Genomic DNA, 12085 nt, shown 5'->3' with positions numbered 1-12085 from the left:
AACTTTTCAGTTACGGGGCTTTTTCTATGTAATGGCGGAGAGATAGGGATTCGAACCCTAGGTACCGGTGAAGGTACAACGGATTTCGAATCCGTCCCATTCGGCCACTCTGGCATCTCTCCAACGGCGCGCATCATAACAACACTTTCGCCGGAAGCGAACCCCCTGTGCGAAATTTTTCCGTGCTATCAGATGCTTGCGTCGATTAAAGCGGTACGCCCAGACGATTGGCGACTTCTTCGTAGGCTTCGATGACGTCACCGAGGCCCTGACGGAAGCGGTCCTTGTCCATTTTTTTGCCGGTGGCCTTGTCCCACAGGCGGCAGCCGTCCGGGCTGAATTCGTCGCCCAGGACGATGGAGCCGTCGTGGAATACACCGAATTCGAGTTTGAAGTCGACCAGCAGCAGGCCGGCGTCGTCGAACAGTTTGCTCAGGACTTCGTTGACCTTGAGCGACAGTTCTTTCATGCGAACCAGCTGCTCGGCGGTGCCCCAACCGAAGGCCACGACGTGGGATTCGTTGATGAACGGATCGCCCTTGGCGTCGTCCTTCAGGAACAGTTCGAAGGTGTAAGGGTTGAGCTTCATGCCTTCTTCGACGCCCAGGCGCTTGACCAGGCTACCGGCGGCGTAGTTACGCACAACGCACTCGACCGGGATCATGTCGAGTTTTTTCACCAGGCATTCGTTGTCGCCCAGCAGTTTGTCGAATTGGGTCGGCACGCCGGCGGCTTCGAGTTTCTGCATGATGAAGGCGTTGAACTTGTTGTTCACCATGCCTTTGCGGTCGAGCTGCTCGATGCGCTTGCCGTCGAACGCCGACGTATCGTTGCGAAACAGCAGGATCAAGCGGTTAGCGTCGTCGGTCTTGTAAACCGATTTGGCTTTGCCGCGGTAGAGTTCTTCACGTTTTTCCATGATGGGCTCCGCTTGCTAAGTAGGTGGGCTAGGCGATGTATCGCCAGTCGAGCCCTGAATCTTGATCGGCCAGTTGCAGCCAGTCCGGGTCGCACCCGAGGGTGTCGACAAAACATTGCCGGGCCAGCTGCGGCAGGTTGTTCTTGCTGCTCAGATGGGCCAGGACCAGGTGTTGCAGGCCTTGCCAGCCCAACTCGGACACCAGGAATGCCGCCTGGTGGTTGTTCAAATGCCCCAGTTCACCGCCCACCCGCTGCTTCAGAAAGTAGGGGTAGTGACCGCGAGCCAGCATGTCACGGCAATGGTTGGACTCGATCATCAACGCATCGAGGTCCCGATAGCCGTCCAGCACCTTGTTGCAATACGAGCCCAGGTCGGTCAACAGGCCGAAGCGCCGCTCACCGTCGCTGAAGACGTATTGCGTCGGCTCCTGTGCATCGTGAGCCACGGCAATGACGCCGATGCTCAGAGCGCCGATCTGCAGTTGCTCGCCGTCGGCCAGAAGGCCAGCCGGTTCAATCGGTTTGCGCATCCCGCGCAGGGTCCCGCGACTGAGGTAGACAGGCAGATTGTAGCGCCGAGACAGCAAACCCACGCCATGCACGTGGTCGGCATGTTCGTGGGTCACGAGTATCGCGCTCAACTGCGCCGGGTTTACACCCAGGCGCAGCAAGCGTTTTTCGGTTTCTCGCAGGGAGAAACCACAATCCACCAACACATACGTGTCATCGCTGGCTATCAGCGTGCCGTTCCCTTGGCTACCGCTGCCGAGAACGGCAAAACGCATGTGATCAGCCCAGGTTGTCCTGAATCTCGCTCAACACTTTGCGCGCCACGTCTGCCGGCGCCACGGTGTTGATGTTTTTCTCGACGGTGACCTGAATGTTTTCGCCGACCTTGCTCAGGCGGACCTGATAACGCTCGGCGCGGGCTTCCACTTCTTCCTTGCTCGGAGCGGTACCGAACAGGCTGCTGAAGAAACCAGGTTTGTCGTCTTTACTCTCGGCTTTTTCAGACAAATTGATGTAGTACAGGCCCAGGCTGCGGTTGATGTCTTCAACACGCCATTCGCCCTGTTCCAGCGCACGACCGACGCTCGACCAGGCACGATCCAGGTCGTTGCCGACGATCAGAATCGGGTTGCCGCTACCATCTTCGCTCAGGCTGACACGACCCGGTGTATCAACATCACGCGAAGCCAGCATGGAGACTGAACCGCCCTTCTCCGAAATGCGGCTCATGCTCGCGAGCAGGTCGTTGGTCAGTGCCGCATCCAGGCCGGTGTTGAGCGAACGATTGGTGAACTCCACATCCGCAGTGCTGCCGGCAGGACGCTCGGCGCTGACCACATAGATTTCACTGGTGTTGCGCTGTACGCCCGGCTCGATACGTACCCGAACGCGGGTTTGGCTGTCGGTGCTGACACCGGCGGCGCTCATACGCTTGGCCATTGCGGCGGACAGTTCGTCGGAATGCTGCCAGGTGGTGGTGAATTCGCCGGTTTGCGGGCGCTGTTCATCCAGGCGGAAACCGTTGTCCAGGAAGAACTGCACAGCCACTGGCCAGATTTCGGCCGGTGGGTTCTGCGCCAGGATCGAGCGCGTATCGCCGACTTTCTGCAGGGAGTAAGGGCTGGCATCGGCCGATGCCGCCAGCGGCTGCGGACGAGGAACGATGTATTCGCCCTTGGCGGTGTCATCAGCCACGTTACGCGGGATCGGCAGCAGCGGATCCAGACGTTTGGCGTCTGTGATATTCGGTGGCAATTGCATCGGTGCAGTTTGTTGCGCTTCCAGGTAATCGCTACCACGGTCACGGAAATAACCTTCCGGGCCCCAGACCCATCCACAGCCACTCGTGCTGGAGATAATCAAGGCAAGTGCGGAAAGTCCGGCCATTCGCTTCATGCGTTGTACTTCCTCAATTAAACCAGGACGCCGGACTGGCGCATGGCCTGTCGCAGCGGTTCGTGACAGGCCGCACTGAGCCAGGTGAGCGGCAGACGAATACCGTCCGGCATCAAGCCCATTTCATGCAGTGCCCATTTCACGGGAATAGGGTTGGATTCGATAAACAGGGTTTTATTGAGCGGCATCAGCTTTTCGTGGATCGCGCGGGCGGTCACGGCGTCGCCTTTCAGGGCCGCGTTGCACAGGTCGCTCATGTCGCGCGGCGCGACGTTGGCGGTGACCGATATGTTGCCTTTACCGCCAAGCAGCATCAGCTCGACTGCGGTGGCGTCGTCACCGGATAGCACCACGAAATCTTCGCTCACGCCATCAATGATGGCTTTAGCACGGCTCAGGTCGCCGGTGGCTTCCTTGATGCCAATGATATTTTTCACGGTCGACAGGCGGATCACGGTTTCGGTCAGCATGTCGCACGCTGTACGGCCGGGCACGTTGTAGAGAATTTGCGGGATATCGACAGCTTCTGCGATGGCCTTGAAGTGCTGGTACAGGCCTTCCTGGGTCGGCTTGTTGTAATACGGAGTCACCAGCAGGCAAGCGTCGGCACCGGCGATCTTCGCATTGGTGGTCAGCTCGATGGCTTCGCGTGTCGAGTTCGCGCCAGTCCCGGCGATCACCGGAATGCGCCCTGCAACCTGCTTGACCACGTAACGAATCACTTCGATGTGCTCGTTCACGTCGAGGGTGGCCGATTCACCTGTAGTGCCGACCGCCACGATGGCGTGGGTGCCGTTTTGCAGGTGAAAGTCCACCAGTTTGCTCAGGCTGTCCCAGTCAAGACGACCTTGTGCATCCATGGGTGTGACCAGTGCCACCATACTGCCCGCAATCATGCAACCGCTCCTGCCGGAAAAAGAGAGCCGTAATGGTACTGGCGCCAAGATGCTTGTACAAGCGAAGTACTGCGCTGCCGCCATTCCCCTTGGCGCTGCTTTTCGCTACCCTTCAGACTTTGATCGGTACTGTTAAGCTCGTACGCCAGTTTCCAGCCTCCATTTACGGCATCACAAGCCCCGATCCAGCGTTGCCACCCCTCGCTCCTGCCTCACTGGAGCATGTTGCAACCTTGTGGCCCGGGTTTTCTGAATTCGCATCCGCAGGCTCGTTCCCGGAAAAAAGCCCTTAGACGTATCGACCGCTCATCGCTTTAGGAATGCTGCATGTCCACCCCCACAGTTCGCGAACAATTCCTTGTCATCAGTGCCCTCGGCGCCAACCCCATGGAGCTGACTAACGTCCTGTGCCGCGCCAGCCATGAAAACCGCTGCGCCGTGGTCACTTCCCGCCTGACCCGTCATGGCGAGTGCAGTGCGTTGATCCTCGAGATTTCCGGCAGCTGGGACGCCCTGGCGCGCCTGGAAGGCAGCCTGTCGAGCCTCTCCAAAAAGCATGCGTTCACCGTCAATGTGGTGCGTAGCGCGGCGCTGGAGAATCGTCCTCAGGCGCTGCCTTATGTGGCTTATGTCAGCTCGGCCTATCGCTCGGACATCATCAACGAGCTGTGTCAGTTCTTCATGGACCACAACGTCGAGCTGGAAAACCTGACCTGCGACACGTATCAGGCACCGCAAACCGGCGGCACCATGCTCAACGCCACGTTTACCGTGACGTTGCCGGCCGGCGTGCAAATCAGCTGGCTGCGCGATCAGTTCCTGGATTTCGCAGATGCGCTGAATCTGGATGCCCTGATTGAACCGTGGCGCCCACAAAACCCAATGTAAGAAGGAAGCTTTCATGGCCGTTGCCATCGACCAACCGGTCGCCGACTTCGAAGCACCCGCCACCAATGGACAGACCATCAGCCTCGCGGGCCTTAAAGGCAAGCAGGTAGTGATTTACTTCTACCCGAAGGACAGCACGCCAGGCTGCACGACCGAAGGTCAGGGCTTTCGCGATCAACTTGAGGCTTTTAAAGCAGCGAACACCGAAGTGTTTGGCGTTTCGCGCGACAGCCTCAAGTCCCATGAGAACTTCAAGGCCAAGCAGGCGTTCACCTTCGAGCTGATCAGCGACAAGGAAGAAGCACTGTGCCTGTTGTTTGATGTGATCAAGCTGAAGAAACTGTATGGCAAGGAATACATGGGCGTTGATCGCAGCACATTCCTGATCGACAAGGACGGTGTCCTGCGTCAGGAATGGCGTGGCGTGAAGGTGCCGGGGCATGTGGATGCGGTATTGGCGGCTGCTCAGGCCCTCGACAAAACCTGATTGATTGGGTGCCTGTTCAGACGCCTTCCCGAGCAGGCTCGGTCCCACCTTGGTTTTGTGTTCACCACAAATCACCTGTGGGAGCGAGCCTGCTCGCGAAGAGGCCCTTTGCCTCACCTCATTTTCCAGAATGATGCTTAAAGCAGCGGCGCGACCTCCGGCTCCTTGCGCGGCCACGCATCCAGCACGGCTTTGAACAGCGTCGCCAGCGGAATCGCAAAGAACACCCCCCAAAATCCCCACAACCCGCCAAACAACAGCACCGCGCAAATGATCGCTACCGGGTGCAGGTTGACCGCCTCCGAAAACAGCAACGGCACCAGCACGTTGCCGTCCAGCACCTGAATAATCCCGTAGACCGCCATCAAATAGATGAACTGATCGCTCCAGCCCCACTGGAACAGCGCAATCAGCATGACCGGCACGGTCACCACCACAGTGCCGACGTAAGGCACCACCACCGACACGCCCACCAGCAAAGCCAACAACGCCGCGTAGTTGAGCCCGAGAACAACGAAGCCGATGTAGGTCACACCACCACAGATGAAAATCTCGATGACCTTGCCGCGAATATAGTTGGCGATCTGCCGGTTCATTTCGTGAGCGACGCGAGTGATCAGCGCCCGCTCACGGGGCAGATACCCGCGTACCCACTGGCCGATCATTTCCCGATCTTTCAGAAAGAAGAACACCAGAATCGGCACCAGAACAAGGTAGATCATGATGTTCACCAGCAGCGGCAGACTCGACAGTGAAAACGTCAGCGCCCATTGGCCGAACTTGCCGATCTCGCCGCGCGCCACTTCGATGAACTGCAAAACTTGTTCATCGGACACCATGTGCGGGTAGCGCTCGGGCAACAGCAATAACAACGACTGCCATTTTGCGAGCATGCCGGGTAGTTCGTTGAACAGAGTAAGCAATTGATGCCAGAGCAATGGCACCAAGACAATCAAAAAGACCAGCAGCGCCCCCATGAACAGCGCGAAGACCAGTCCCACCGCCACACCGCCGGGCATGCGCAAGCGCTCGAGGGTGGTCACCAGGCCTTGCATGAGATACGCCAGCACCATCCCGGCCAGTACCGGCGCGAGCATGCCCCCCAAGGTGAGCACGGCGGTGAATGCCAGAAACAGCAGCACCGCCAGCACTACGGCTTCTTCGTCGGAAAAGTAGCGCTGAACCCAGTCGCGTAACACTTTGAACATCAATATTCCTTAGGAACGAACGCAGCAGGTTTCAGGCTTTTTTTAACCAGTAGCGGTAAACACCCGCCTCATCTTCTTCACGAAGCAGCGTATGACCGGACAATCGGGCAAAGGTGCGGAAGTCGCGCTGAGAACCGGCATCCGTGGCGATCACCTTGAGCACCGCGCCACTGGCCAGGCGATTGAGTTCCAGCTTGGCCTTGAGCAACGGCAACGGACAATTCAGGCCGCTGGCGTCCAGTTCGGCATCATGGGCTACAGCGTCGGTCATTACTTCACTCCTGGCACGTCGTTGAGAGGCTTAGAATATCTGGTCGCAAGCCCAGTGTCCGGCTACAGTAAGGACTTTGTCGACTAAGGCTTTGTGCATGACTTTTTTGCGCCCTACCCTGCTGACGCTCGCTTGCCTGCTTGCCTCACCGGGCTTCGCCGACGACCTGCCGTCACTTGGCGACGCCAGTTCTGCCATCGTCTCGCCGCAACAGGAATACCAGCTGGGCCGTGCCTGGCTGGCGCTATTGCGCAGCCAGGTCTCGCAGCTCAACGATCCACAGCTCAAGAATTACGTCGAATCCAGCGTTTACCGATTGCTTGAAACCAGCCAGGTGAATGACCGGCGGCTGGAATTCATCCTGATCAATAGCCCGCAACTCAACGCCTTTGCGGCGCCGGGCGGGATTGTCGGGGTCAACGGCGGTTTGTTCCTCAATGCGCAGACCGAGGGCGAGTACGCGTCGGTTATGGCTCACGAGTTGGCTCACTTGTCGCAACGTCACTTTGCCCGTGGCATTGAAGCCCAGCAGCGCATGCAAGTGCCGATGATGGCCGCCTTGCTGGCCGGGATCGTGATTGCGGCAGCCGGAGGTGGCAATGCCGGGATGGCGGCCATTGCAGGTAGTCAAGCGGCGGCGATCCAGGAGCAACGGCGGTTCTCGCGCCAGAACGAACAGGAAGCCGACCGCATCGGCATTCTCAATATGGAAAAAGCCGGTTACGACCCGCGCTCGATGCCATCCATGTTTGAACGTTTGGCGCGCCAGTACCGTTTCGACGCCAAGCCGCCGGAATTTCTGATGACTCACCCGGTCACCGAGTCTCGAATCGCCGACACCCGCAACCGCGCGGAACAGGCCCCACAGGGTGGCATCGAAGACACCATGCGGTATCAGCTGATTCGTGCCCGAGTCCAGTTGTACTATGAAGAAACCCCCGGCTTGGGCGCCAAGCGCTTCCGTGCCATGCTTGATGAAAACCCGAAAAATGATGTTGCACGCTATGGTTTGGCAATTGCCCAAATCAAGGGCGGCCGGTTGAACGAGGCTCGGGAGAACCTAAAACTGCTGCTGGAAAAATCGCCGAACGAGATCATCTATAACCTGGCGCAGATCGATCTGGACATGACCAACAGTCGCCTGCCGGATGCTCAATCTCGCGTCGACCGGATGCTCGCTCAGTACCCTGGTAACTACCCGCTCAATCAGATACGAATCGATTTGCTGCTGAAACAGGACCGCACTGCCGATGCTGAGAAGGCACTGGAAGGTTTGCTCAAGACGCGTCCTGACGATCCGGACGTGTGGTATCAGGTAGCCGAAACTCGCGGCCTGTCGGGCAACATCATCGGCCTGCATCAGGCTCGGGCAGAGTACTTTGCGTTGGTCGGCGACTATCGCCAAGCCATTCAGCAACTGGATTTCGCCAAGCGCAAGGCCGGCACCAACTTCCCACTATCGTCGCGCATCGATGCGCGTCAACGTGATCTGATGGAACAGGAGCGCATGATCAGGGACATGATGGGCTGACTTTCAGCGGTAAAATGCGAGTAAAAAAAACCGCCTCTTTCGAGGCGGTTTTTTTATTCAGCCAACAACCGGCTTAATCAGCCAGTTTGAAGGTGATGAAGCTGGCACGACCCTGGCGCAGAACCCGCATCGAAACCGAACGGTTCTTCGGCAGCGCCTTGGCAATGTCGGTGAACTCCTTGCTGGAGCCGATGGCCTGATTGTTCAGATGAGTGATGATGTCACCAGGCTGCAAACCGATCAGGGAGGCAGGGCCCTCCTGAACTTCCTTGATCACCACACCACCTTTGAGGTCGTAGGTTTTCTTCTGCTCATCGGTCAGTTCGGTAACGGAAACGCCCAAACGATTACTGCTGATTTCAACGCCCGATTTAGGCATCGCAACCATATCTTTGTCTTCGTCTGGAATCGCGCCAACCGTTAGCTCGACGTTCTTGCGCTTGCCTTCGCGAATCACTTCAAGATTGGCCTTGGAGCCCGCTTTCAGAGCGCCCACCAGGTGTGGCAAATCCGCCGACATGATAATTGGCTGATCGTTCATGCTCAGAATAACATCGCCGACTTGCAAGCCACCCTTGGCAGCCGGACCGTCGTCCTGGATCTGGGCCACCAGTGCACCGGCCGGCTTCTCAAGACCAAAGGACTCAGCCAGGTCCTTGTTCACTTCCTGAATCACCACTCCCAACCAGCCACGGCTGACTTTGCCGCCATCTTTGAGTTGATTGGAAACATCCATGGCGACATCGATAGGGATCGCGAACGACACACCCATGAAGCCCCCGGAGCGGGTATAGATTTGCGAGTTGATTCCGACCACCTCGCCATTCAGGTTGAACAGCGGACCGCCAGAGTTACCCGGGTTGATCGGCACGTCGGTCTGGATGAACGGCACATAGTTTTCGTTCGGCAGACTGCGCCCGATGGCACTGATAATGCCTTGTGTCACGGTATGGTCGAAACCAAACGGCGAACCGATGGCGACAACCCACTGACCGGCTTTCAGGTCCTGGGATTTACCGAGTTTGAGAACCGGCAGGTCCTTGCCTTCGATCTTCAGCAACGCCACGTCGGAGCGTGGATCGGTGCCGACCAGTTTGGCTTTCAGTTCACTGCGATCAGCGAGACGCACGAGGATTTCGTCGGCGTCGGCAATCACATGGTTGTTGGTCAGGATATAACCATCAGGCGAGATGATGAAACCCGAGCCCAGAGACTGAGCTTCTCGCTGGCGATCACCTCGAGGCGAACGCGGCTGTTGAGGCATACCCCTTTCAAAGAACTCGCGCAGCGCTGGCGGCAAGCCTTCAAGATCCGGCATTTGCCCGGAGACTTTGCGATCAGGCAGTTTCTGTGTGGTACTGATGTTCACCACGGCAGGCGAGGCTTGCTCGACGATCTGGGTGAAATCAGGCAATTCGACTGCTTGAGCAGTTACCGCCTGGCCGAGGACCAGCACGGTGGAAAAAATGGCGAGGTAAGACTTTAAGCGTGGAATCGACATACGGCTCCCGTTACGACGAGCATGGTTAAGCGATATGGAGCAAGGGACACCGGGAACAATACGCCGGTATTTTTGTTCCGGAAACAACAAAAGGCCAGAGCCGAGAAACTCTAACCTATAGAAAAATTCAGGATTATTTGCAAATTGAAATGCTCACCAAACATTTCGCCACTTCACTACTTGGTTGCAGTCGCATCAGTGCGCATCGATAACGCAATCCGTTCAGCAGTGCCTATCGGGATCTCACCCACCACAGTCACCATCATTTCGCCTTGAGGTGTGGTCAGTCGCCGGGATACTGCGGCAGTGGGGCCCAACTGAGTGCGAGTGTCCGTCACGGTTGCGCCATTCAATGGCTCAAGGAATACCGAGAAACGCGCCAGACCATCGTCATACATCAAACTGTTGACCTGGGTTTTGGTCTGCGGGTCCTTTCGAGCACTGCTGCTGGTCAACTCGAAACCGGGTGGTAACCAATCCGAATGCCAGACTTGGGCCGTTTTAACGGCGGACGCCTTGTCACTGTCGAGGGTGACAACCTTGCAATCGTCGCCTGCCTGCAAGTCGCTGTCGGAGGGCACCTTGGCGGTGTCCAGTTGCGTAAACTGGAATCGCTCCAGCAATTGCCCTTTGTCATTGAGCAGCAATGACTTGAGAGGCAGGCCGGTCTCTTTATCCAGATGAAGCTCAAATCCGTATCGGTGCTGATCACGTGGCATCAGCGAAACAATCACTGCCGCACGCCCAGCCACCCGCGACTTGCCGATGACGGCAATGTCGTACCAATTCTTTAACTTTTGTGGATCCAGTGCACGAGCAGCAGAGTTGGGTGAATCCCCCAGTCCTGCTATCAGAGTGCCGCTGACGCATTGAGTATGCCCATCAATGCGCACGACTTCCTGCGCCGAGCCATCGAGCTGGAGTAAACGCTCTCGGACTTTGCCATCCTGGACGCGATGCCAGATGTTATGGGTAGAAAAACTACCGTTACGCTCGTAGACGAAAGTACCGCGAAAGCTTTGCTGTTGCTCGGCCTGCCCCATACGGGCCAACCAGTCCTGGGCTTCATCTGCGTGGGCTGGAACAACAAACCAGCCTGCGAGCAGAAGCGAGAATAGAGGTATGGAGCGCATGATCCTCCTTAACGGTTTTCCAGGCTTGCTGCACGAGCATAAGGCAGCGCACTTTCAGTGCCTTTTAATGCAGCTTGTTGAGCATGTTGGCGCAAGTAGCCTGGCAAACGCTGATCATGCCAGCCCGGCTGACCTTGCAATACACCGTTGGCCATAGGGCCAGTGGCATCCGAACTCTCATTGTAGCCTGCTAATACAGCGGGGCCTTTAACTTGCGGAACGGCCAGACCCGGTTGACTGGATTGCTGAGCCAGTTCGACACCAGCGATCTCGTCCTGGTTGTACAAACGAACGCCAGCCAGTACAGCAAGAGTGACCGAAGCGGCAACTGCCAGACGACCCAGGCTGCGCCATGGACCACGGGAGGCTTTTGCCGGTACGGCTTCGTCGGCCAACGCAGCAGACACTGCCGCAGCGATATCCAGGCGTGGAAGCAGCAAGTCTTTGTGCATGACTGCCCGAGCGATTTGATAACGAGCCCAGGTCTCACGGGTTTCAACATCGTCAAGGGCGTTTAATACCCGACGCAATTCCAGTTCGTCCGCTTCGTTATCCATCACTGCGGACAGCGATTCCTGCAGGGCTTCACGACTCATGGCGTTCCTCTCTTGGCTATCGCCGCTGTCTCAGTTTTCCTGCAACAACGGCTGCAGGGCTTTATCGATGGCTTCCCGAGCGCGGAAAATCCGGGAGCGCACGGTACCCACCGGACACTGCATGACGGCTGCAATGTCCTCGTAACTCAGACCATCGAATTCACGTAAAGTTAAAGCCGTACGCAAATCTTCTGGCAGTTGCTGAATGGTTCGATGGACGGTGCCTTCGATCTCATCCCGCAGCAACGCACGTTCTGGCGACTCGAGATCCTTGAGGCCATGATCGCCATCGTAGAACTCTGCATCCTCGGAACTGACATCGCTATCCGGCGGCCGACGGCCGCGTGAAACCAGATAGTTTTTCGCCGTGTTGATGGCGATGCGGTAAAGCCACGTATAAAACGCGCTGTCTCCGCGAAAATTTCCTAGGGCCCGGTAGGCCTTGATAAAGGCTTCCTGCGCCACATCCTGGGCTTCATGGGTGTCGTGCACAAAACGCACGATCAACCCGAGAATTTTGTGCTGGTATTTCAGCACTAGCAGATCGAAAGCTCGCTTGTCGCCACGCTGAACGCGCTCGACCAGCTGCTGATCCTCTTCCTGGGTTAGCATGAACACTCCTCGATAAGCTCGGAGGAGGCTTGCATAACTGAACGACCAGACTTGCAAACATAGACTCGGGCTTTTCGCAAAAGTTCTCCCCTCCAAGCAAGTTTCCTGCGGGCTCTGATTTGGCACGCACGAAAAG

The 12085-nt window shown here is 57.2% G+C and carries 13 protein-coding genes and 1 tRNA gene; 3 read left to right on the top strand and 11 right to left on the bottom strand.

The genetic code is table 11. The annotated features are described in order from the left end of the window. Positions 1–32 precede the first annotated feature (32 nt). The 5 genes from J2Y56_RS08140 to dapA form a co-directional block, all read right to left on the bottom strand. A tRNA-Ser gene (locus tag J2Y56_RS08140) sits at positions 33–122 on the bottom strand. An 83-nt stretch (positions 123–205) separates the two neighbouring features. After that, positions 206–919, bottom strand: coding sequence for a phosphoribosylaminoimidazolesuccinocarboxamide synthase (purC, locus tag J2Y56_RS08135; RefSeq protein WP_007944067.1), 714 nt, complete (start codon positions 917–919; stop codon positions 206–208). Positions 920–947: 28 nt separating this feature from the next. Then, positions 948–1706, bottom strand: a complete 759-nt coding sequence (locus J2Y56_RS08130) for an MBL fold metallo-hydrolase (RefSeq protein WP_310349656.1) — start codon at positions 1704–1706, stop codon at positions 948–950. Between the two features lie 4 nt (positions 1707–1710). Beyond that, positions 1711–2826 carry an outer membrane protein assembly factor BamC gene (gene bamC, locus J2Y56_RS08125; protein ID WP_310334018.1) on the bottom strand — a complete coding sequence of 372 codons (1116 nt, stop codon included), beginning with the start codon at positions 2824–2826 and terminating at the stop codon, positions 1711–1713. A gap of 17 nt (positions 2827–2843) precedes the next feature. Then, entirely contained in the window at positions 2844–3722 is an 879-nt protein-coding gene (dapA, locus tag J2Y56_RS08120; RefSeq protein WP_007944070.1) for a 4-hydroxy-tetrahydrodipicolinate synthase, read from the bottom strand. Between the two features lie 327 nt (positions 3723–4049). Here dapA and J2Y56_RS08115 point away from each other — a divergent pair, with 327 nt between their 5' ends. After that, a complete protein-coding gene (locus J2Y56_RS08115; protein ID WP_007944071.1) occupies positions 4050–4610 on the top strand; it encodes a glycine cleavage system protein R in 561 nt (186 codons plus the stop codon). Positions 4611–4623: 13 nt separating this feature from the next. Beyond that, positions 4624–5097 (top strand): peroxiredoxin, encoded by a 474-nt coding sequence (locus J2Y56_RS08110; RefSeq protein WP_310334021.1) that lies wholly within the window; start codon positions 4624–4626, stop codon positions 5095–5097. Between the two features lie 137 nt (positions 5098–5234). Here the strand turns inward: J2Y56_RS08110 and J2Y56_RS08105 are convergent, their stop codons facing one another. Next, on the bottom strand, positions 5235–6305 hold the full coding sequence (locus tag J2Y56_RS08105) for an AI-2E family transporter (protein ID WP_007944073.1): 1071 nt from the start codon (positions 6303–6305) through the stop codon (positions 5235–5237). Between the two features lie 31 nt (positions 6306–6336). Further along, the gene (locus J2Y56_RS08100; RefSeq protein ID WP_007944074.1) at positions 6337–6576 is read right to left on the bottom strand and encodes a sulfurtransferase TusA family protein; all 240 of its coding nucleotides are present in this window, start codon (positions 6574–6576) and stop codon (positions 6337–6339) included. A 97-nt stretch (positions 6577–6673) separates the two neighbouring features. Between J2Y56_RS08100 and J2Y56_RS08095 the strand changes: the two genes are divergently transcribed. Continuing rightward, complete coding sequence (locus J2Y56_RS08095; protein WP_310349650.1) at positions 6674–8107, top strand: M48 family metalloprotease; 1434 nt, start codon at positions 6674–6676, stop codon at positions 8105–8107. A gap of 73 nt (positions 8108–8180) precedes the next feature. Here J2Y56_RS08095 and J2Y56_RS08090 read toward each other — a convergent pair whose 3' ends face one another. The 4 genes from J2Y56_RS08090 to rpoE form a co-directional block, all read right to left on the bottom strand. Continuing rightward, positions 8181–9608: a DegQ family serine endoprotease gene (locus J2Y56_RS08090; protein WP_310334024.1), complete on the bottom strand. Its 1428-nt coding sequence runs from the start codon at positions 9606–9608 to the stop codon at positions 8181–8183. A gap of 176 nt (positions 9609–9784) precedes the next feature. Further along, positions 9785–10741 carry a MucB/RseB C-terminal domain-containing protein gene (locus J2Y56_RS08085; protein ID WP_007944077.1) on the bottom strand — a complete coding sequence of 319 codons (957 nt, stop codon included), beginning with the start codon at positions 10739–10741 and terminating at the stop codon, positions 9785–9787. A gap of 8 nt (positions 10742–10749) precedes the next feature. Further along, positions 10750–11337, bottom strand: a complete 588-nt coding sequence (locus tag J2Y56_RS08080) for a sigma-E factor negative regulatory protein (RefSeq protein ID WP_007944078.1) — start codon at positions 11335–11337, stop codon at positions 10750–10752. A 30-nt stretch (positions 11338–11367) separates the two neighbouring features. After that, positions 11368–11949, bottom strand: coding sequence for an RNA polymerase sigma factor RpoE (gene rpoE / locus J2Y56_RS08075; protein ID WP_007944079.1), 582 nt, complete (start codon positions 11947–11949; stop codon positions 11368–11370). Between the last annotated feature and the right edge of the window lie 136 nt (positions 11950–12085).

Source organism: Pseudomonas sp. BE134, assembly GCF_031456105.1.
Lineage (GTDB): Bacteria > Pseudomonadota > Gammaproteobacteria > Pseudomonadales > Pseudomonadaceae > Aquipseudomonas.
The sequence above is the reverse complement of the archived record's forward strand: the minus strand, read 5'-3'. Positions and strand labels throughout refer to the sequence as shown.